General features: G+C 32.1%; 18 protein-coding genes. 4 read left to right on the forward strand and 14 right to left on the reverse strand.

The genetic code is table 11. The features are described 5' to 3' along the window. The first annotated feature begins 142 nt into the window (after positions 1–142). Both LJY17_RS12175 and LJY17_RS12180 read left to right on the forward strand, forming a co-directional pair. Positions 143–2,170 carry a M1 family aminopeptidase gene (locus tag LJY17_RS12175; protein ID WP_264544095.1) on the forward strand — a complete coding sequence of 676 codons (2,028 nt, stop codon included), beginning with the start codon at positions 143–145 and terminating at the stop codon, positions 2,168–2,170. A gap of 125 nt (positions 2,171–2,295) precedes the next feature. Further along, positions 2,296–3,315, forward strand: coding sequence for a hypothetical protein (locus LJY17_RS12180; protein ID WP_264544096.1), 1,020 nt, complete (start codon positions 2,296–2,298; stop codon positions 3,313–3,315). Between the two features lie 38 nt (positions 3,316–3,353). Here LJY17_RS12180 and LJY17_RS12185 read toward each other — a convergent pair whose 3' ends face one another. From LJY17_RS12185 to LJY17_RS12235, 11 genes are all read right to left on the reverse strand, one after another. Beyond that, positions 3,354–4,391, reverse strand: coding sequence for a patatin-like phospholipase family protein (locus tag LJY17_RS12185; protein ID WP_264544097.1), 1,038 nt, complete (start codon positions 4,389–4,391; stop codon positions 3,354–3,356). A 274-nt stretch (positions 4,392–4,665) separates the two neighbouring features. Next, on the reverse strand, positions 4,666–5,142 hold the full coding sequence (locus tag LJY17_RS12190) for a M15 family metallopeptidase (RefSeq protein WP_264544098.1): 477 nt from the start codon (positions 5,140–5,142) through the stop codon (positions 4,666–4,668). Positions 5,143–5,490: 348 nt separating this feature from the next. Continuing rightward, positions 5,491–5,637, reverse strand: a complete 147-nt coding sequence (locus LJY17_RS12195; RefSeq protein WP_264544099.1) for a hypothetical protein — start codon at positions 5,635–5,637, stop codon at positions 5,491–5,493. Between the two features lie 242 nt (positions 5,638–5,879). Next, positions 5,880–6,317, reverse strand: a complete 438-nt coding sequence (locus tag LJY17_RS12200) for a hypothetical protein (protein WP_264544100.1) — start codon at positions 6,315–6,317, stop codon at positions 5,880–5,882. Between the two features lie 480 nt (positions 6,318–6,797). Continuing rightward, a complete protein-coding gene (locus tag LJY17_RS12205; protein ID WP_264544101.1) occupies positions 6,798–7,295 on the reverse strand; it encodes an endonuclease V in 498 nt (165 codons plus the stop codon). 5 nt (positions 7,296–7,300) lie between these two features. Next, on the reverse strand, positions 7,301–7,603 hold the full coding sequence (locus LJY17_RS12210; protein WP_264544102.1) for a toxin-antitoxin system YwqK family antitoxin: 303 nt from the start codon (positions 7,601–7,603) through the stop codon (positions 7,301–7,303). 403 nt (positions 7,604–8,006) lie between these two features. Then, positions 8,007–8,366, reverse strand: a complete 360-nt coding sequence (locus tag LJY17_RS12215) for a hypothetical protein (protein ID WP_264544103.1) — start codon at positions 8,364–8,366, stop codon at positions 8,007–8,009. Positions 8,367–8,375: 9 nt separating this feature from the next. Then, positions 8,376–8,831: a toxin glutamine deamidase domain-containing protein gene (locus LJY17_RS12220; protein WP_264544104.1), complete on the reverse strand. Its 456-nt coding sequence runs from the start codon at positions 8,829–8,831 to the stop codon at positions 8,376–8,378. A 539-nt stretch (positions 8,832–9,370) separates the two neighbouring features. After that, on the reverse strand, positions 9,371–9,835 hold the full coding sequence (locus tag LJY17_RS12225) for a hypothetical protein (protein WP_264544105.1): 465 nt from the start codon (positions 9,833–9,835) through the stop codon (positions 9,371–9,373). 1 nt (position 9,836) lies between these two features. Then, positions 9,837–12,551 carry a hypothetical protein gene (locus LJY17_RS12230; RefSeq protein ID WP_264544106.1) on the reverse strand — a complete coding sequence of 905 codons (2,715 nt, stop codon included), beginning with the start codon at positions 12,549–12,551 and terminating at the stop codon, positions 9,837–9,839. A gap of 55 nt (positions 12,552–12,606) precedes the next feature. Next, on the reverse strand, positions 12,607–16,299 hold the full coding sequence (locus LJY17_RS12235; protein WP_264544107.1) for a hypothetical protein: 3,693 nt from the start codon (positions 16,297–16,299) through the stop codon (positions 12,607–12,609). Positions 16,300–16,554: 255 nt separating this feature from the next. Here LJY17_RS12235 and LJY17_RS12240 point away from each other — a divergent pair, with 255 nt between their 5' ends. Further along, the gene (locus LJY17_RS12240; RefSeq protein WP_264544108.1) at positions 16,555–17,253 is read left to right on the forward strand and encodes a S24 family peptidase; all 699 of its coding nucleotides are present in this window, start codon (positions 16,555–16,557) and stop codon (positions 17,251–17,253) included. A gap of 44 nt (positions 17,254–17,297) precedes the next feature. Here the strand turns inward: LJY17_RS12240 and LJY17_RS12245 are convergent, their stop codons facing one another. The 3 genes from LJY17_RS12245 to LJY17_RS12255 all read right to left on the reverse strand — a co-directional run bounded on the left by LJY17_RS12245 (position 17,298) and on the right by LJY17_RS12255 (position 21,811). Further along, positions 17,298–19,166: a M1 family metallopeptidase gene (locus LJY17_RS12245; protein WP_264544109.1), complete on the reverse strand. Its 1,869-nt coding sequence runs from the start codon at positions 19,164–19,166 to the stop codon at positions 17,298–17,300. A gap of 115 nt (positions 19,167–19,281) precedes the next feature. Then, positions 19,282–20,889: a S8 family peptidase gene (locus tag LJY17_RS12250; protein ID WP_264544110.1), complete on the reverse strand. Its 1,608-nt coding sequence runs from the start codon at positions 20,887–20,889 to the stop codon at positions 19,282–19,284. Between the two features lie 61 nt (positions 20,890–20,950). Continuing rightward, positions 20,951–21,811 (reverse strand): MBL fold metallo-hydrolase, encoded by an 861-nt coding sequence (locus tag LJY17_RS12255; protein WP_264544111.1) that lies wholly within the window; start codon positions 21,809–21,811, stop codon positions 20,951–20,953. Positions 21,812–21,954: 143 nt separating this feature from the next. Here LJY17_RS12255 and LJY17_RS12260 point away from each other — a divergent pair, with 143 nt between their 5' ends. Beyond that, positions 21,955–23,229, forward strand: coding sequence for an acetyl-CoA hydrolase/transferase family protein (locus LJY17_RS12260; RefSeq protein WP_264544112.1), 1,275 nt, complete (start codon positions 21,955–21,957; stop codon positions 23,227–23,229). Positions 23,230–23,301: the final 72 nt, after the last annotated feature.

Here is a 23,301-nt window from a genome sequence, read left to right on the forward strand (position 1 = left end):
ACTAAGTTTGTCTTCAATATAAAAAAATGAATAACGGCCTTTTTTAGTGAGTCTATTTTAGGAACCTAAAATAATTTGTAAGAATATTCTTCATTATTGTTTTTTTGTTACATTTATCCTTAACAACCTAAAAACCAATACAATGAAAAATCTATTTAAGAGTTTAACACTGTTCTTGGCATTGGCCGGAATAGCAACAACAACAAATGCCTTAGGCCAAACCTCGGGAACAAGTGGGTCTGGAGGAAATATCGATGTGAAACATCATAATATTTATTGGCGTATTAATCCCGATTCGACTAAGTACATTAGAGGAACTGTAACAACTAAGTTTCTTACAAAAGCTTCTAATGTAAGTACTATTACATTCGATTTAAACAAAACATCTTTTAATAATACTGGATTGGTAGTTAAGTATCATGGAAATACGATTTCAAAATCATTCCCAACGAGTGGAAATGTTAATTTACTAACGATTACCCTACCAACTCCTTTGGCAAATAATGTATTGGATTCAGTCACAATTTCGTACAGAGGTGTTCCACCAGCAGCTAGTGGACAAGCTTTGGGTTATCAGAAAACGTCTTTTAATGGGAGCAATTATATTTATACGTTATCAGAATCTTATGAAGACAAAGATTGGTGGCCTTGTAAAGCCGATATGCAGGATAAAGTTGAAACAATGGATATAACTGTAAGTTCGCCATCAGCGTTTAAAGTAGCAACGCAAGGAAAATTATTTAAAACAGTTGGGAGTGGAACCAATACGAAATATACTTACAGACATCAATATCCAATCGCATCTTATTTAGTGAGTATTTGTGTGGCAAAGTTTACCGAATTTAATAGAACTCCAGTTACGATAGACGGTACAAGTGTTCCTATTACTTATCAATTATTCAATAGAAGTTCTTATACATCTATTTTGAATGCTTTAGACTTTTGTAAACTAGAATTACAACTGTTTAGTTCAAAATTTGGAGATTATCCGTTTAAGAACGAGAAATTTGGTGTGTACGAATTTGGATTTTCTGGAGGTATGGAACATCAGACCAATATTGGATTGAGTTCAGGAGGATTAACAAGTTGGTCGACAATAGCACATGAAGTAGCCCATCAGTGGTTTGGTGATGCAGTAACGTGTAAAACTTGGAACAGTTTATGGCTTAATGAAGGATTTGCTTCTTATATGGAGGTTCTAGCGGCCGAACAAATACCTTCACTCGGTGTAAGTGCCTTGTCAAGAAGAACGTCACTTAAGAGTTCAGCCAGAACGACTACAGTACCTGTTTATATTGCTAATGTAAGTAATTCTAATACGGTTTGGACTGGAGCTAATACTACAGCAGTGTATGATCGTGGAGCTATGATTGTTTCTATGTTGAGAGCACTCTCTGGAGATACTAAGTTTTTTGAGGCTACCAAAAACTATGTTAATGATCCAAACCTAGCCTATAAGTCAGCTGATACTGATAATTTAAGACAACATTTTCAAACAGCTTTGGGCGGAGCCAATCTGACTGGTTTTTTTACAGATTGGGTAAATGGAGTAGGAACACCAAGTTACGCTCTAGAATGGAATAATGTGGGAACTGCAATTACTTTGAAATTGAATCAAACTAGAAGTTCTAATTCTAATGTTACTTATTTTAGAATGCCAGTGGCTATTAGAGTTAAAAATGCTTCCGGAACTTCTCAAGATATTATTATATATGATAATGGTGGTAATTTGTCTCTTGCAGGAAATGGTACAATTGGGACGGCAACAGGAACAAATAAAATTACAATTACACTGCCTTTTACACCAAGTACAGTTCAATTTGACCCGGATAACGTAACTATTGCTACAGGAACAGTGACTTACAATTCGGCATTGACACAAAAAGGAATTATAGAAGAAGTTGCTGAAAGAGAAAAAGAGCAAACTTTAAAAACGCAGATATTCCCTAATCCAAGTTCAGGAGAGTTTAATGCAAATGTGTTTTCAGAGGATACTAAAGAACCCATAATTATGGATGTTGTTAATGAAATGGGAAGTATTATGGAACATCAAGAGAATCTAAAGTCAAATCAAACGATTTCTTTTGGTAGTCATCTATCAACTGGAATTTATATTCTTCATTTTAGTCAAGGACGAAAGCAATATTCTACTAAAGTAATCAAGAAATAATCAGACATAATTTTAAAAGGCAATAATTATCAAAAGATTATTGCCTTTCATTTTAAATTAAAAGCTTTAGTTCGAATAAACATTATAAGTATAAATTTATTTTTATGTATGTTTGAAATAAAAAGATGCAACATTATAGAGATGAATTGTTGAAGATTGGTGCCGTTTTTCAGAAAGAAAAAATCGATTTTCTAGAACTTTCTTCAGCAATTAACAATTATAAACAGATTATATATGCATTAACAAATATTGATGTCGATTCAGATGTAAATCGACAGGATATTCATTCCTTAAATGGTAAGGCAATAGGAACAACTTGGGCAGCGATGTGTTTAGAAGACATATTAAGAACTAAAAAGTTTATCAATGGTATTTTTAAAGCAATAGCAAAACTTAAGCAAGAAGGTAAAGAAACAATTCATATTTTATATGCAGGTACAGGTCCATTTGCCACTTTGCTTTTACCCGTTTTAGCATATTATTCATCTACAGAATTAAAAGCAACTTTAATAGAAATAAATACAGAGAGTTTTACTTTCATGAAAGCTCTTATTGAGCAGTTGGGTTTCGATGAACATATAATTGCTTATAAAAATGAAGATGCTACAAAACTTAAAATTAATAATCCAGAAACTATAGATATTGTATTAAGTGAAACCTTGCAGAGAGGTTTGGTTGTAGAACAACAAGTTCCCATAACTATTAATTTACTCAAACAAATTGATCAACCTATTATATTGATTCCTGAGCTATTAGCGCTAGATGTGTGTTGGATGAACCACAATAGTTTTGCAAATAGAAGTATAGAAACCAATGAAGAATCATATTGTTTCCCAATAAAGCGTTTGATAGAAATCAATAAAAGGTCGCATGAATATCTAACTTTTGATTTTGATAATTCTGATGTTCAAATTCTAGCACAAGAAAAAATTGTAATTGAACCGAATCAGCAAGATAATGAACTTAACGTTTTGGCGCTTATAACTAGAATTAAAGTTTTTGAAGATGAGGAAATTTTAATGAACGAAAGTGGTTTAACATTGCCAATTTTTTTAAAAATGCCCGATGTTACAAATGAACCTCAAACATTGACTATTTCTTATAAAATAGATGAAAAACCAGGATATACATTAGAATATTCATAAGGTGTTTTGTTTTTTTGTGAGATATAGTTCCTTTTGAATTATTTGTTTTTTACTAATTTCTTAGCAATAGTGTCAAGTAATTCTCTATTTTGGTCGATATAAAATAATCCAGCCTGGATAAGTTCATAAATATTTTTTTTTGAAGTATCATCCATTTCAGGAGAAGCATTTTTTAAATCAGGCATAATTCGGTAATAGTTTTTTCTGTTTCTAGGACCCAGTGATTCAAACATTTTTTCTAGATAATAATCTACTGTTTCCGCATTTGCAGTAAGCAAAATATCGATTAAAGGGGAGACCCATTTTAATTTTCCTGCATTTTCAAACTCTTTGAATTTATAAGGTTTCAGTACTTGCCCAGTTCCTATAGATACAATAAGCATATCATTAATGTCAGGATAATCTGGTTTTGAAATATCTTGTAATTCTTTGCTAAAAGCAATTTTTCTTGCTTCGGCAAAAGCACACATCGCTGGATTGTTAGCATAAACACCACCGTCAACAAAAGTATATTCTTGATTGTATAATGATTTTATTTTTGCAGGCTCAAAATAGGTTGGAGCCGCACTTGTTGCTCTGCAAACATCCTTGAGATAAAAATTTTCAAGAGGTTGAATAGCTTCATGACTACAAAAAAATTTAGCTTTCCGAGAACTAATGTCATAAGCTGTTATCAGGCATGGTTTTGTAAGTTGTTTTAATTCTAAATCTCCAAAAACCTCAGCCAATTGTTTTTCTAGGTTTTTCTGCGATATTTTTTCATTAAATAAGCCAAAAGGATTAATAAAATGCTCCCAAAAGCTTACGTTGAATATTTCATCTCCTTTTTTCGCATACAATTCTAAGGCTTCTTGGATTGAATATTTAGCTTTTTTTGTGCTATCAGGAAATAAAACAAGTGCTGTGATTAAGCCACCAGTACTTGAACCAGCAACCAAATCGAAATAATCACCAATTTTTGCATTGGGATGATCTATTTTTTGTAGTTCTTCTTCAATGTATTTTAGAATAACGCAAGTTATGATTCCGCGTATTCCACCGCCGTCTAGGCTCAATATTCTAATTTTCTTTTTCATATCTATATTCTCAGGATAATGGCTTTAAGTATGTTTTTATGGATTAAATGGTTTTTTAAATGTCTATTTTATGATTCATTTTTAACTTCAAATGTTATTAGTTTGTCAAAAGCTTCATTGGTTTGCTTAACAGCTTTGCGAATAAAATTTGGTGATATTTTTCTTTTTTCAAACAAATACATGTCAAATTTTACAATTTTATTGGTTGGCATGAACTTAATAATAGTTGTGTTGCAATGATTTTAGATAGTGTTTTTGTAATTAGATTTTTTTCTTATAATATTATGTAACCTTGGTTGTCAAAAGGTAGTTTTTTAAGTTCTCTCCAGTCGGAAAAACCTTTTTTTTCAAAATGAGGTAAGTCTTTAAATGTTTTCCAGTTTCCTCCCCAATCCCAACCGTATTTAGCAAAAATTTTTACACACTCATACCAGTCAGCAATTGTGTCGTTATCCCAATCTTTTGCTGCATCCCAAGAGGCAGTTTTGCCGTCAATGATTAAACATATATCTACAGCAAAACCGTAGTTGTGTATCGATTTCCCGGCTTTTGCATTGGTTACTTTCTTGCCAGGTTTGGTTCGTCCTAGTACATATAAATCATTTTGTTCTTTAAAGGAACGTAACCCTTGTGTGATTCTCACTTGAGCTTTATCAGTTAACGACACATTGCATTCGTTGATGATTTTTGTAATTTCTTCACGGACAGAAGGGTGTAGTTTTTGTATTCGTTCTATAGTGTATTTGTCCATTTTTTTCTACTTTGTAATTGTTATACAAATATAACAGAAAATAATCTTAATAACAAGTAAAATAAGAAAATAATCTTAATTATAAATTAAGAATTTATGAGTTAGCTAAATAATGCTTCTTAGGGGATTGTTCGGCTTATACTCGGCTTTGGTACGGCTTTGGTACGGAGTATGTTCAAGTGAATATTGATTTATTATAGACTTCTTTGAAAATTCAATATTACCGTGCTATTTTGACAACACTAGTATGTATTTGTCGAAATTTTAGTTGAGAGTACAGAATTTTATTAGTTTTTTAAAATAATAATTTAAATTTTGTCATGAATCGCAGAAATAGCCCCAATTGTCTTAAAATAACGTATTAGGGTCTACATCAAATTTTTTTGCTACAATTATTGTAATTCCAAGAATCCATAATAAAATCATGATTACTACCTGCGCAAAGTCTCCCGACTTTGAGCTACTTAAAACTAATACATTTATAGAAGTAAACATGTATTTTTACAAAAAAAGCTACAATAGAGTCCTGTAGCTTTTTATAATTATTACTCAAAGTCGAGAGACTTTGGGTGGCAGTATCCGTTACTAATGAACACTTTGCAGAGCTGGTTTGGCAAATTATCTAATGCTTGATTCATTAATTGTTCTTGTGCTAAAAACTCATCAGTCATTTCAATTTCTCCACGTAAAGCTTTATTTAATAGAAAACCGCCTCTTATGAAGGCGGCAAAATTTAACTATTCTATCGATAAATACATCGGTTTATTTTCTTTCAAACATTCATTAGCTATAGTGACTATTTTATAAAAATCATCTATTTTTCTATTATTTGGACTATTAAGTCCTAAATGTAATTCATAAATTTCACCTTTCCACTCCAATCGTTTGTGTGGTATTTTTGTTCCTTTATAATCTTCATAAACAGGCAATGTTTTATCAATTTGTTCTTCAAAAATTGTTTTAATTTTCTCTGTTTGTTCTTTACTCAATGCAAAATCTTTAAAAGTTTCATCCGCTTTAGTACCAATTACTTGTTTTAAAAGTTTTTGGTAAAAAGGAACGAGGGTGCTAAAATCACTACCAATACTGAAAGATTTATACTTATCTTGATACCTAAATGTGGTATTGTGCTCTTTATCGAAATAAGTTTCATTTGTAATTAATATGCCATCCATAATTTATTTTTTTAAAAATTTAACAACAACTTCTGAATCTAATACTTTTCTATTTGGATCAAAAACAACCTTTGTAACCCCATTTTTTTTAGCCCATTGTCCAGTAAAGGTTTCAAAAGCAGCTTCTTCAAAAGATTTCCCGGCATCTACTGCTTCCCAAAATTGTTTTAGATTGATAGACTGTCCGCCATAATCTTTATAATACTCCGCCGTGCAAAGTCTCCTGACTTTGAGCCACTACAAATAAACATACTTTTTGAAAATGAACTTATTAGATTTCGAATAAAAATGCCACAATGTAAATACTGTGGCTTTTAATTATCTTAGCTCAAAGTCAGGAGACTTTGCGTAGCGTGCGTTTATTAAAATTATGAGCAGACTTCGGAGAGCTGGGTCGAGATAGTGCACTCAAAAAACATTTTTGCCCTAACTGTTGTTGCTTAGATTTTGTTTTCGTAATCCAGAGCGATCGGGGTTTGTTTAAGATTTTGTTAGTCCATCAAGTTTTTTTAAAAGCGAAGGTATTCGATATTCTCCGTGCATATTTTTAACATTTTCGATTGCTGTTTCAACATCGATTCCAATTGAAGACACAAACAATGGGTTATCACTAATCCCTCTATAAACAGGAAAAGAGACATTAGCTGTATTGAAAAATGATTTTTTTGCCACACCAATTATTGGAAGTTGCTGCTCTAGAGACTCATATAAGTAGCCTCCTAAACCAAAGTTTTTATCATTGTCAATATAAACGTGACTATCAACAATAATACATTCTAGGTTTTGAATATCTATTTCTTTTAAAAGTTCTAGAATACAAGGCAGTTCTCTTTTGTAAAACTGCCCTGATTGATATTCTTCTACATTTTTTATATTAGTAGTAAAAATTTCTGTTGGTTCTTCATCTTTCCAATTAAATAAAATGCCAACTACTTTTGCAAATGTTTCTCGATAATAAACATCGATTGCTAATACCATTTTGTTTACTCTTTACGAGGAATAATTTCTTTTATTTTTTCTCCTTCTTTCCATATAGAATGATACAATAGATTTCCTTTTTCATCCCATCCTCGCCAGTCGCCTTCAGGTTTTGCAAAATATTTAAAATATTCTGACTTCATTTGTCCATTTTCGTAATATTCTCTTTGGACTCCACCTATGTGACCATCAGTGAACTCTGCTTCATCCATCAAATTTCCGTTTTCATAAAAGGATTGGATAATACCATTAAAAGGTTTTCCTTTGTATTGATATACTGGACCTCCTGCATTATCAACATCAACCATATCCAAAAGATCATCTACATCTTTATCATAATAATTATTTTATATAAGTTACACCATAAGTTAAATAAAAATAATCCGCACAGGTATGTTGAATACCTTCTTTTTTTAAGTAACTATTATAACCCCCGCTGCGCAAAGTCTCCTGACTTTGAGCTATTAAAAATAAACATACTTTTTCAAAAATGAACTTATTAGATTTCGAATAAAAATGCCACAATGTAAATACTGTGGCTTTTAATTATCTTAGCTCAAAGTCAGGAGACTTTGCGTAGCGTGCGTTTATTAAAATTATGAGCAGACTTCGGAGAGCTGGGTAGGCACTCGTCACAGACGAGCGCCAGACGAGGATTTACTTATAAATGCAATAAGTGTAAACCTATTTAAGGACAATACAATCTAGTTGTTAATTATCAATATTAATAATATCAAAATTCCCATCCTCATCTTTCTCTAATTTTGCTAGATCATTTTTACATTTTAGATATTTTTTTATATTTTCTTCAACTGTTAATCCTGTCATCATTTTATACATATCCAAAGTCTCTTTTTCAATTAAAATTGGACCATTTCCAGATATAACATTTGATAAATCTTCTCTTACTTCTTGTACCTGCCAAAAATAAATCCAGCCAAACTCTTCAACTCTTGTTAAATTATCGTATATAATTATACCGGGTTTCCAATCATAATTCCAAAAAAATGAATTGTTCATATAATCAATATATTCTTGCATTTTAGCTCTTGCTTGTTTTTCTGTATACATAAATAAAAATTAAAAATTAGTTAGTAAAATATGGTAAACATCATAATCAAGTATAGCCTTTTTACCTATTTGGCCGTCCAAAAATTTAACAACTCCATTTTCATTATAAACATTAAAATAGTGTCCTATTTTAGAATTTTTGTTATAAGCAAATACAATTGCTCTTTGATTAGGTTTCATAAAAGTTTTGATATCACTCACCGACATTGCTTTTGTAAATTTACTTTTGTAAAAATCTTCTAAAAATGTATAATTAGTTCCCACATCATAAGAAATTTTATCAACTAATTTCCCGTTTTTCATTACTTTTTTATATGTCCAAGGCAATGCTGAAGTGGGTTTACCTGCCAATGTTAAATCTACAGCAATCGCACAATTAGCACAATTCAACTTGCCTTTTTTAGCATTAACATTCCATATACTTAAAAGTTTTTTATTTGCCCCTCCTTCAATTACTTCATCCAAATGCTCAACAACCTGATCCGCTTCCTTACGAGAAATTTTTCCTTCCTCGACTAATTTATCTAATTCTTTTTCAAGTTTAGCACGTTTTTCGGCATTAGCTACAATTTCTTTGGCACATTTTTGTATGCCTTTATGAATAGTAAGGATTTAGTGTGTTCCTATTTGAGCTCTGCAAAAACATATCAAAATAAATCGCTACACTATTTAGAATAGAAGATTATTTTATGCGTAGTTAGTCGCTACTAGCTAGTGATAGCGGTTTTTTAAAATGATAGTATCGTTATGACCCGCGTTGCAAACGCTTTGTTATGTCTTTTACTTGTAGGTAGGCACTCGTCACAGACGAGCGCCAGAGAAATTACTTCTTGGATGCTTTTTTCATCAATATCTAGTTTAAAAATAGTTGCAATTTGTGAAACTTGTTTACTTGGAAAATTTGAATTTAAAGTTACATTTTCACCTGTTTTGACTCTGATTACTTAATTGAATATTTTTATAGAAATAAAAAACCACCAAAAGGTGGTTGGAAAAATTAATTATTAAAAAGGAATGTTATTTTTTATTCTATGAATAGCTTCATTTATTAATTTAGAAAAAGTAACTATAAAACCTGGTCTTATCAAGTCATATTCACCTCTATTTTTACCATAAGGATCTAAAATATATATTTTTGGATCTTCAAACTCTTCATCTAAAAAGAAAATACTGTATTGACTATCGTAGTTATCAAATACAAAATAAGGTCTTTCTACTTTGTAGTTAAATCGTTTTAAATCTTCCTGGCAATCAGAATGTAAATCATCCCAATCTTCATTTACCACTCCAGTACCACCAAAATCTCCGGCTAAGAACAAATATTCTCTAAATGCTAAAGGAAATTTCCTTCCTTTGTTATATTTCGTTTCTAACAGTTCTATTTTAGTCATATCCCAGCCTTCTCTCGGCCCAATTGAAGGTTCTAGATTAGGGCTGTCTTTTAATTGTTTTAAATATTTTATTTCCATTTTATTTCATTTTTTTTAATTCAGGATATTTTTTCATTAAGTTACTAGTTCCTTTAATAGACTCATCTGCTTTTACAATTATTCTCAATTTTTTACCTTGATTTTCTAGTAATTGTTTCAAAAGTACAAATTCTCTACTACAGCTTCCACAGGTTTTAAAAATATTACTTGTTTCTATGATAAACTCATCTGCTTTATATGCGTGATTTTTTAGGAAATTGTAAATGAATTTAATTTCACTGTCAAATTTTCTACTTCTACCAAATAAATCATAAGCACCTGTTACAAATGTTTCAAATTCTTCAAAATCATTCAACACGTTTACTGTGTTTGGTGGAAATTTTGGAGGGTTACCAAAATTATCAAACATTTTAATTTTGTCTCCTGATAATGAAAACTCTTCTACTTGGTCAAATAACTTGCCATTTTCAAAGAATTTAATTTTAAAAATTGCTTGATTGTGACCATTGGCTAAATTAGGAAATTGCTTCAAATGCTTATTATATAAACTAAATAATTCTGTTTTTCCTAAATGATTTAACTCTAAGCTTTCTTTGATTAATTTGTTAAATGCAGTAGCAGAAGTATTAAAGTATTTAGCTCTTAATTCCATAAAGTCATCTAATAAGCTATTTTTTGCATTTGAATTAGCTATTTGACTTATTTCATTAAGTATTTTTGATTTTGTTACATCGTCAACTCCTTGTTCCTTTAAATTTTTAAGTAATTCATCTTTATTTGTTAAAATTTCCTTTGCACTTTTTTGTATGCCTTTATGAATTGCAACTGTGAGTTCACCTGATAAAGATAATATTTCTAACCAAAATAAATACTCTTGAAGTGATTTTCCAAGATCTGTATCCTCAAAACCCGTAAGTTTAAATAACGCATTCAAAGAACCACTAGTAATTTCGACAGTAGCTGCTGTACCTGCTACAACTCGTCTTGCTGTAGCCACAGCTCTTCCTATTTTACTCACAAAATTTAAAGTTTCGGCTCTTGCAGCCACTTGGGCTAAGTATCTAAACTTGTATAAATTGCCAACTCCTGATAATAAGGTAAGTGCATCTACAGCATACTCGGTTGTCTTGATAACATTATGCCAGAATTGCTTGTCCTCATTTGCTTTTAAAACAAATGCTGGAACAACTGCATCAAGTTTTATACTTGTTTCTTGTTCTTCTAAATTTTTTATGTAAATAGGATAAAAAGGATGGTATGTAAAGTGCTCTACTTTTTTCTCTCTAGTCTCATAAAAAGTACCTGTTTTGATATTTAATCGTTTTACTATAATGTCTTCTTTAGTCTTACAATCAACATTCACTAATCGATTGTTTTCGCTAAAACTAACTGTAGCATTACTAAAATAAATTCCTAGTGTTTTTTCGGACTCATAGGGTATTAAAAATGGTCCGTATTTTGATTGATCAGGATACCTTTTGTCTGAAGGGATAAAATATTCACTTTTTATCCAAATTGCCTTGATTAACTCTACAAATCTAACAAAATTATTGCCATTCACTTTACGGTATAATCTATGAAACATCCCTTCATCTTTACCCACCTTATTCTCTAATAATTTGTTCAACATCAAAGTAGGTTTTTTCTCAACTTTTGCGATGATTTCTATTAAATCGAGGATTAGGTCTTCTTCATCTAGGTTATAACGGTTATTTATTGTATTATATTCAACTGCTTTTTGTAGTAGTTTCCACATTACATCTACATCAAAGGTTTCGAAAACAAATTGTGGTATATAATACATTAAAGTTAAAGCATCTCTATAACTTGATTCACCCCATTCTAAGGTTCTTAGAAAATGTTCTTTTACAATTTTAAGATAATTTTCTTTGAACTTTTGAGTTCTTTTACCATTTGGATCTTCAAAGTTAAAATTTTGAGTAAATATGGTTTTGTTCAAAAATTCAAGAAAGCAACCAATAAAATTAAATTCAAATGTTAGTGCTGGTAGTTCATCTCCCGAAAAGCTTCTTAGATCTTTTGAAGTATAGGGATATTCTATGTAATATTTGCTGGAACGAATATAAATATTAGGAATTAGGCTTACTCTTCCTTTTTTTAATTGTTTTTCAAATTCAATTAGTCTTTGACGAAATGCCATATCAGGGTTAAAAGACAATGTTTGTAACAACTTACTTGTTAAAGTTGCTTTACAACCGCTATGATCTTTATAATTGAACTCGTATTCACCATTACTAATGTAGCTAATATTATCAGGGTTATAAATTATAGAATAATCTGTTATAACAATTTCATCTAATAGATTTGGTTTGATTACAATTTTATTAATAGCAACACTATAAAAAAACTGGTTGGCTTTATAATCTTCTACATTTATTGATATAAGTTCATTTTCTAATATATTTTCAACTAATCCAGTAATAATATTGGTAAAAAGTACTGTTGGATTACTTTGCGATTTGATATAATAATTTATATTATCGTGACCGCCTGAAGTATTCGTAACTTTAAGAAATATCTCTTTTGGTTCATACATATGAAAAGTAGTAACTAGTCTGATATAACCACTAAAATCTTCGAATTCAGCGATAGGAACTTTTACAAAATCAGTGTTAATACCAAAATTATCTAGTATTTGTAATGATACAAAACCCTCTTCAATATTTGATTGCTTTATTTCATCTGCAACTCTATTTAATCGCAAATAATTTATTATTTGATCTATCTCGTTCATATTTGTAGTTTTAATAACCCCAGCTTTAGGCTGGGGTTATTGTTAAACAAAAGGTTTACACTTCTTGGCTTGGTTCTTCATTAGGATCTGGAAGAACTATTGGTGGAGTGTTTTGAGTTTCTCCGGGTAAACCGTTGTTTTGTTTGATAGGGTTTGTTGAAATAGGGTTTCCATTGCCGTCTAATACTGGCTGTCCATCTGAGTCAAATAATTTATAGTCATCACAATCATCATCACAAGGTAATCCTTCAACTTCTAAGCCTATGCTTCCTGCTTGTATAACTGTAAGTGATGTTGGTACACGTGTTTCCCAAGTTTCTTCTACCTCACCATTAGTTTCACGTAACTCATCTACAATCGATAAGAATAATGGATCACTAACTGTAGGGACTTGACCTCCATTCCAGATTTGACCGGTGTTCATGTACCAGTTAACGGCTTCTTCAAATCCAGGACGTACTGTCACCATCACTCTGGCCATACCACTTTGTAAAAAGGCACGAAATATAGGATCGTTATACTCATCAACATTGTATTTTTGTTGTAGTTTCCCTTTTTCGCCCCAATACATTGGGTAAAAATTATAGCTCATTAAATTCCACTCAAATGCTTGCTCGAAAAACTTAACTCTTGCTGCATATTTTTCCAGTTCAGGAGAATCGGACTTAACATGAAAATCTGAGGCGGTATTGCCAGTTGTTAATGAATCTTCATTTTTAGTCACCATAATTCCTGTCAAGTCGTAACTATTTAAGTATTCGATACAGTTTTTACGCAATACTGTATTTTCTACTTCACGATAGAATCCTGGATTTGTGCCTTTAATTTCGCTTTTTAATTGTTTTAGTTTTTGATTGTATTCTGCAAGCTTTTGTTCGTAGGCTGAGATAATTGCGTTAAAGGTTTTAATTTGCCATTCTTTGTATGCATCGGGGGTAAGCTCACAAGTTACTATTAAACTACCACTAACACCTTTTACATCCCAAGAGGTTACAGACACAGGTATTTCTCCTACATACGGTTTGGGTTGTAAATTTATAGACACTTTTGTGCTAATTTGTGAAATATACCAATCTGGTGAATAGACTGGGATTAATGTTTCGCCAACAGCAATTTCTGCTGAAAATCTATTAAAGACCCCTTCCCAATAACCTTTCCCAATAGCAATGTGTCCTTGAATGTATGTTGCTTGGTACTTTTCAGGCAGTTTTAATGCAAAATGTTTACTGCTAGATTTTAAGCCTCGTCCTGCATCAACATCTATTCCCATGTTGTTTTCACTAAAACTAACTGGATGGTAGATTCTTTGCTCAGGATTCTCCTCAATTATAGCATTTAACTGTTTTGCCCAATGTGAAGCTATTGTCCAATCTAAATCACTAATTTTAGTTATTGCTAAAGGATTATTTTCTGTGCTTCTAGGATCTATTGGCATGGTCAAAACTTCACCTGTACTACTTGTAATTGTAGAGGCTAGTTTGTGAAAAGCAGCAGGCTCAGGAATCATGAATTCGTAAATTAATCGTTTGCCATAGTTTATAACTTGGTTACGGTATACTTTGTCTATCCAGCGGTATACTCCAGAAATGTGACTTGTGTTTTTGCGATTATCAAAGCCGTGTGTGTTTGTTTCTTCAAACTCATTAGTCACTTTAACAATTCGTTCCTCTTTTACCTTTTGTACAATTCTATCAAGGGCTCTTTCAGTAACATCTTTAGCCATAGTTACTGCTTGGTTGTTTGATTCTTCTTTAGTTGTATTAGTGGCAAAATCGGCCCCTACAGACAACCCATAGCTTGTGGTCTTTGGAGTACCCCAATTAGATTGAAAGTTACTATTCATTCCAAAATGATCGTCTTGTGCTAATAAGCTACTTATTTCTTGATTCATTTCGAAACGATTACTCGTAGTGGTATCAGTAAGTTTTTCAGTTTCTTTTTCTGTTGTGCTGGTGTTGGTTTCTTCTCGACGTTGTAATGAACGCGTTGTTCTGTCTTTGTATTCAGAAGCCATTATATTTTCAATATGTGAAACTTCACCAGGGACATAACAGCATACTTCCTGCTCAACTTTACGATAATCTACGATTCCAACTTGTTTAACCCCAAAACCTGAAGGGATATAATCTAGTACACTTCCATCATTATTTGATGTGTTATCATCGTTGTTTGAGTTGTCGTCACTATCAAGCACAGGCTTTATGGAGTATTTTCCTTTAGCTTTTAAATTGTAAGTGATAATGCTACTTTCAGGAATAATTTTTAAGCCACCAAGTATTGTTTCTATTATAGATCCATTTGTTGAAAATTTAATTTTTGTACCATTACTTCTAGTGAAATAACCTTCAATTATAAAACTTGTTTTGTCAAAGTAATTTAATCCATTCAAGAACACTTTGACTGATAGTTTGTTGTTTATAATGCTATCTGTAAAGCTTGTATCTGTAACAAAAGTCTCATCATCAAAAGTGATCTTGTATTGCGCCGCTACAATATCAGATTGCTCTACGCTATCATTAAATAAAAATGTTAATGGAGATTTTGCAATTGTGGACGTTGCACCAATTGTAAATGACGGAATAATACTTGTGTTTACAACAGGTAAAATGATTCCATTAGCATTAATCATTGTCTCGGTTGCCTGAATGTTTTCAAGTATGTATTGGTTTCCTTGATTGATAGTTTCTTCAAAATTTGTAATTAGTTCGTCAAAAGTTTCAAACTCATTTAAAGCAATCAATTGTTCTATTTCTGAAGCTGGCCCTGAAGAGGTTTTATTTACAGGAAACACATTTAATTCTGGTTCTTTCTCAAACTCAAATGCAGGGATATTCAGATTTACATAATCTGTTACTGTCCTTTCTTGGTTTGTTATTGGATCTATAATTGTTTTTTCTACAGTTTCTGCATTAGCATATAAATTTGAAACCGTTGTTTCGTATGCTTTTCTAGCTAAATCGTATGCTTTTTGGTTTTGCTTATTGTATGCTCTTTGTACAGTTTTTAGTTCTGTAACAATTTTTTTACGCGATTCAATTTCATCTTGAAGAAGAATTATGTCCAATTCCTTATCTAATTCCTTTGCATTAAGAGGTAGGTTCTCTAATGTTTCTTTTATTAATTGTTTTCGTGAGTTTATATCTTCTTTTTCGAAAATTACTTTAGGAATGACTACTCTAGCTTGAGCTAATTTTCTTAAATCTTCATTTGTTTGGTTTGTTGAAAGTTGATTTTTAAGAAAAAAATCTGCCACAAGAATACTTAAAATAGCTTCTCTTATATATCCTGATTTGTATGTTATAATTTGATAGAATAAATTATCCCATAGCTGAATTAATATTTCTTCATCAAGTGGTTGGAATTTTTGTGTAGGCTCAATTGCTGATTCGTCTACGTAAAAAGTTTTATCTTTTATTTCTTGTGTGCTCAACGTAGTTCTATTTTTTGTTAACCACATTGCAAAATCATAATAGTCTTGTGATACTATGTTGTTTTGGTAAAGAGACTCTCTTTTTTTTAAAGCACTTGCTAAAAACTCATTTGACGCATTATTTAAGGACTTTCTTTTTGTAATTCCAGATGCTACATGATTTGACGCTTGTAGAAAAATACTTTCGAATTCATCAATTGATGATTTTTCTGCTTCAGGATGTGAAACATATTCTTTATTTGCTTTTTCTTTTTCTAGAAATTCTGGTGCTCGCATTGTAACGAAACGAAAGAGTGTGTTTTTGATTTTTGTGCTCATTTTTTTGTTTTTAAAATTAAATTTTATGGCGTCGATGATTTGCGCTAATCAAGCAACTTAGAATATATTCCTATAATTAATCCGATTCGAAATAATTACAATGCAAATATATAAGAATAAAATCTAACAAACAAATAAAACAAAGAAAATAATCTAATTAAATTTGATTTAATTCATAATTGTTTGATTTTGTAAGAAATAAAACTTGTATATAAAGAAAATATTCATATTTTTGACCTTATAAAATTGATTATCATGGTATCAGATCGTTTAGGACAATATTTAGATAAAAAGGGAATAAGCTATTATGCTTTTGAGAATAGCCTTAACGCTGGCAGAGGAAGTATTTCAAAAGCTGTAAAAGAAGGAAAGAGTATTGGATCAAATATGTTAGAAAATATTCTCACAATTTACAATGATTTGAATCCTACATGGCTTTTGACTGGAGAAGGAGAGATGTTCAAGTCTAATGAAGCCGTATTGCTTAATAAATCTATTGAGGCTTTTAGATTAAAAACAGATTCTAACTTAGAAAGTCAGCAAATCCCATTGTATGACATAGAAGCTGTAGCTGGTCTAGTACCATTGTTTAAAGACTCTAAATCACAAGAACCTTTAGATCATATTTCGATTCCTCATTTGCCGAAGTGTGATGGTGCAGTTTATATAACAGGTGATAGTATGTACCCTTTGTTGAAAAGTGGTGACATTGTTTTATACAAACAAGTTAATGATGTTAAGAATGAAATTTTTTGGGGCGAAATGTATTTGTTAAGTATCGATATGGCTGAAGAGGAATATGTTACTGTTAAGTATATTCAAAAATCTGAGCATGAGGGTTATGTTCGTTTAGTTAGTCAAAATAAGCACCACCAAGATAAAGATGTAGAGATGAGTAAAATTAGGGCTTTGGCTTTAGTCAAAGCAAGCATAAGAATAAACTCTATGAATTAAAAAAAGCTGCTTCAAGCAGCTTTTTTTAATTCATATTTCTTTTTTTATTTTTTAAAATAAACGTTGTTCTCTCTATTCACATCAGCCATTAAACCACTGTTGTCAATTACGATAGATTTAATATTTGATTTTTGCGAATTGATTGTGAAATCATACGTAGGATATGCCCAGTCCCAACCTTCTAAATCTGTTCTTTTCATTCCGCTTTCGTTAGGTTTTGACCAACGTAATAACGTTTGTGGAATGTAAAACAATTCTTGACTTCCATCTTCATAAGTTACTGTAATATCTAAAGGCATAGGCATACGTCCTAATCTTTCTAAAGTTACTTTAGTAGCATTTCCGTTTTCGGCTACTTGTTTTACACCATAATCTATCGTATTTGTAGTTTGCGTCCAATCAACTAAATACCAATCAAGATTTGCTCCCGAAACTTTTTCAGCAGTGTGCTTGATATCGTTTGGAGTAGGATGGGTCATTTTATAATCAGCATAATAACGTTTTAAAGTTTTATGCAAATTTTCTTTACCAATGATGTATTCTAACTGTGATAAGAAAATGTTCCCTTTACTATAGGCTTGGATACTATAAGGACGATTTTCGTCATATCTGTCAGCATGTGTACCTTGTGGTTGTTCTTTACCAGATTTTATCAATGAAGCATATCCTTTGTATGAGTCTTCATGTGGATTAACTACTTTTTTATCGGCAATTTCATTTAGTCCGTAGTTTTCTAACCAAGTTGTAAAACCTTCATCCATCCAGCTGTGTTTCGCTTCGTTAGTAGCTAAAACATGTTGAAACCATGAATGTGCCATTTCGTGTGCAGTAACACCAATTAAACCTTCTTCGGTTCCTTCACCTAAGATTAAAGTACACATTGCATATTCCATACCACCATCGCCTCCTTGTATTACTGAATATTGTTTGTACGGATATTGACCAACAGTTTTATTGTAAATATCCATTAACTGTGAAGTTTTTGGTTGTAAGTTTTTCCAATTTTGAATAAATTCAGGTTTGTTTTGATACAAGAAATGTAATGTAACACCATCAGGGCGAACTAATTTGTCGTGTATATATTCTTTGTCTGCAGCCCATGTAAAATCATGTACGTTAGGCGCATTGAAATGCCATGTTAACGTTTTTGTTTTTTTTGGATAGATTACTTTTACACCAATATCTTCATAACCTTTACCAATTTCGTTTCCGTTTTGCAAGTAGCCACTTCCGCCTAGTACATAATCTTTGTCTATGGTAATTTTTACATCAAAATCACCCCAAACACCATGAAATTCTCTAGCTATATAAGGATCAGCTTGCCAACCTTCAAAGTCATATTCAGCTAGCTTAGGATACCATTGTGCCATCGATAACTCGATACCTTCTTTGTTGTTTCTCCCTGAACGACGAATTTGAACTGGAACTTGCCCATCAAAATCTAAAGTGAACGTAGTTGAGGTTTTAGGTAATAGTGGTTTTGCTAAATCAACTTCTAAAATGGTACTCACACGTTTGTTGTTCACAGCTATACCATCTTGTTTTAAATTGTTTACGTATAAAAAGCCAATTTCGTTGGGTTTTAAAGCTGAAATTCGGCTTTCTTTTGTTTCCTTGTCTCCAACTTTTACTTTAGTTACCATTCGCCCATCTGGATCTTTAATCGATTTTAATCGAGCATCCATTGGACTATTAGGTTGGAAAGCATTGTTGAATAAATGGAAATATACTCTTTTTAAAGTATCAGGCGAATTGTTTGTGTAAACTAAAGTCTGTTTTCCTTTGTATTGATAGGTTTTTATATCCATATTGACTTCCATTTTGTAATCAACGTGTTGTTGCCAATATCCTGGGTTTGGATTGTTTTGTGCCAGAATTAACGAAGGAAATAGAAGTAAAAATAGTTTTTTCATTTTGTAATGTATTTAAATAAAAAATGTGCTTTCGCACAAGGGATGGGAGCAAAGTACCATGTACTGCGGACAGCCCGACCCACGCCCTAAGGCGTGGGGTGTGCCCAAATTATATTTATTTTTTTACTGTTTTTTCGGCTAAAATTAATGCGTTGTAAGCATTTACAATTTTTCCTGTTTTTGATATAGCGCCTAGAGTTGTTTGACCTCCAGTTTCACCAGCTAAAGTGATAGTATTGTTAAGAGGTGTTCCAGAATCCATAATGATGTGTTTCACCTGAGATGCTGTTAATGATGGATAATACGCTCTAATTAGTGCGGCAACACCCGCTACGTTTGGAGAAGCCATTGATGTTCCTTGTAAATACTCGTAAGTATTGTTAGGTGTCGTTGCATAAATTTTAACCCCTGGAGCAAAAATGTCTACATTTTCTTTTCCGTAGTTTGAGAAATTCGCCATTAAACCAGAACCGTATTCATAGTTTAATGCCCCAATTGTTAGCACATTATCTGCAAATTCTGCGCCTTTTGGTTCAGCATCATTAGGGAAATTATTTGCTACATCAATATCTTCTGCATCATTACCAGCGGCGTGAACAAATAATACATCTTTAGATTCAGCATATTTTATTGCATCGTAAACCCATTGTTTGTTAGGTGAGAAGCTTTTTCCGAAACTTCCATTGATTACTTTAGCTCCGTTGTCTACAGCATAACGAATGGCTAAAGCAATATCTTTATCATATTCATCACCATTAGGTACTGCACGACAAGCCATGATTTTTACCACATCAGATGCAACACCATCACCCCCTTTACCATTACCACGTACTTGAGCAATAATTCCAGCAACGTGAGTTCCATGTTTCCCGCTTTCTTTTTTAGGACCAATTACGTTTGCGTTTCCGTATTTTTTATCATTGATGTCGTTAGGGTTGTCACCTACAGGTTTTCTTCCGTCGAATTCAGTATTTAAATTATAGTTTAATTGATCATAAACGTATTCTTTAAATTCTTTCATTTCAGCATCAAATGCTTTTTTATCAGCGAATTGGGCTAATATTTGTGACATAATAGCTTGTGATTGTGCTAATCCTTGATCTGTTGTTTTGATTGCCTTAACTTCAGCGAGTGTATAATTAGATTTTCCTAATTGTTTTGTAACTGCTGCATCGGCAGCCAAAATCATGTCTAATTGTTGTTTGTTTGGTTCTAGTTCAGTTTTTTTCTTTGTTAGCTCAGCCAAAGCGTTTTCATATTGAACAGACCCGTCGTTTCCTTTTTTTACTATTCTAGTCAATTCAAGTTGTTCGTTGTCAGCATCTCCTAAGAAATTCCAACCATGTAAATCGTCAACGTATCCATTGTTGTCATCGTCTTTTTTGTTTCCAGCAATTTCTTTTGGGTTAGTCCAAATATTTGCTTTTAAATCTTCATGTTCGATATCGATGCCAGAATCTACAACAGCAACAATTATTTTATTTACTTTTTTACCTTTTAATAGTTCAGCATAAGCTTTGTCTACACTCATACCAGGAATGGTGTCTTTAACTAAATCTAAATGGCTCCATCTTTGTAATTGTTTTTCGGTTATTTTAGATGTTTTAAGAGGCATTTGATCAACTTTGGCAGCATCAACAGTTACCATTTTTTGAGTTCCACCACAACTAGCAAGTGCTAAGACTAAAATGCTTGAAAGGTAAAAAGGTCTTGTATTTTTCATAGTATGAATTAAATATTTTATAAAAGTCTAAATTTAAGTAATAATACGATATTTTTTAACATTAGATTAATATATCCTCACAGCGAAACATCTCTTTTAGACGTACTCCTTTTTCAGTTTGTTCGACAGTGATGATTTGATTGTGAGCATCGTGCTCTAACCACAAATAGTAATTATTCTCTGCGGCAGCGTTTAAAAATTTTGTTTTTTCTGGTAAAGTCAATAACGGGCGTGTGTCATATCCCATTACATAAGGAATAGGAATGTGTCCAGCAGTAGCTAATAAATCGGCACAAAAAACGATTGTTTTTCCATTATAGTTTATATGTGGAATCATCTGTTTTTCAGTATGACCATCTACATAATAAATATCAAATCCCAATTCTGAAGAATGTCCAAAATCGCTTTCTGGACGATTGATGAATTTTAACTGGCCACTTTCTTGCATAGGTAAGATATTTTCAGTTAGGAAAGATGCTTTCTCACGAGCATTGGGTTTTGTAGCCCACTCCCAATGATTGTCATTGCTCCAAAAGGTTGCATTTTTAAAGGCTACTTCGTAACCGGTTCTGTCTTTATTCCAGTTAACACTTCCGCCACAATGATCAAAGTGTAAGTGTGTCATAAAAACATCAGTAACATCATCACGATGAAAACCGTATTTGGCTAATGAGGCATCTAGTGAAAAATCACCCCAAAGTGAATAATAACCAAAAAATTTGTCTGATTGTTTATTGCCCATGCCAGTGTCAATTAAAATCAAACGATTACCATCTTCGATCAACATGCATCTTGCAGCTATATCAATAAGGTTATTTGCATCTGCTGGATTTGTTTTATTCCAGATTGTTTTTGGTACAACACCAAACATACCGCCACCATCTAGTTTGAAGTTGCCGGCTTCTATAGGATATATTTTCATAGTATTTTTATAGTACCCAAATTTAGTGATATTGTTTTAAATATTAAATTCAATTCAGTTTTACCAATCAAACTGATATTAATCATAATTCTAGTCATTAAAAATTCCATAAATTTGAGAGCTAACTTCTTAATGATTTAATCATGAATTTATATACAACTGTAGAAGATGCAGTGTCCTTAATTAAAAGTGGAGATAGGGTTTTTTCACACGGGAGTGCGTGTACCCCAAATTTGTTAATCGATGAACTGGCAAGGCAATCAGATAGATTAAAGGATGTCGAATTTGTTTCAATAACCCAGCAAGGCAATGTTAAAATAGCAAAGCCTCAATATAAAAACAGTTTTTATATCAATTCTCTTTTTGTTTCAGCACCTGTACGTGAAGCAGTTAATTCTGAAAGAGGTGATTTTGTACCAGTGTTTTTAAGTGAAATACCACTTCTTTTCAAGGGTGGACATCTCTCTATAGATGTTGCTATGATTACAGTTTCTCCTCCTGATAATCATGGATATTGCACTCTAGGAACTTCAGTGGATGTTGCAAGAAGTGCTGTCGATACTGCTAAATTAATTATAGCACAAGTAAATCCAAAAATGCCACGAACGCACGGAAATGGAATGATTCATTATTCGAAAATAAATAAAATGGTTTGGCATGATGAAGAATTACTGACGGTAGATTATGGTGCAAAAGTTGGTGAACAAGAATTGCTAATTGGAAAACATGTTGCTCAAATTATCGATGATAAGTCTACTCTGCAAATGGGTATTGGAACAATTCCTGACGCAGTACTTAAATGTCTTGGAAATCACAAAGATTTAGGCGTTCACACTGAAATGATTAGTGATGGTGTGCTAGATTTAATGGAGAAAGAGATTATAAACAACAAATTCAAAGGAACTCATTTAAACAGAACAATAACAAGTTTTGCATTTGGCACAAAAAAACTATACGATTATATAAATGATAATCCTGCTTTTGCTTTCATGGACGTTGAGCATGTGAATTATCCAATCAATATCATGAAAAACAAAAAAATGGTGGCTATCAATTCGGCTATTGAAATTGATTTGACTGGACAAGTCTGTGCGGACTCAATTGGCACTTATCAATTTAGTGGAATTGGCGGGCAAATGGATTTTATGCGTGGAGCAGCCCTTTCAGAAGGAGGTAAGCCTATAATAGCAATTTCTTCGAGAACTAATAAGGGAGTTCCAAGGATAGTTCCTTTTTTGAAGCAAGGGGCCGGTGTAGTAACCACAAGAGGGCATATCCATTATGTTGTAACTGAGTTTGGTACAGCGTATTTATATGGAAAAAATTTAAAACAAAGAGCCAAAGCACTAATCGAAATTTCTCATCCTGATGATAGAGAAATGCTAGAGAGAGCTGCTTTTGAAAGATTTAATCAATAGTTTAAACCCTGTCAAAGTTTTTAGTGTTGACAGGGTTTGTTTTTAATTATGCTTTATACACTTTACGGCTTA

Source organism: Flavobacterium hankyongi, from assembly GCF_036840915.1.
GTDB lineage: Bacteria > Bacteroidota > Bacteroidia > Flavobacteriales > Flavobacteriaceae > Flavobacterium > Flavobacterium hankyongi.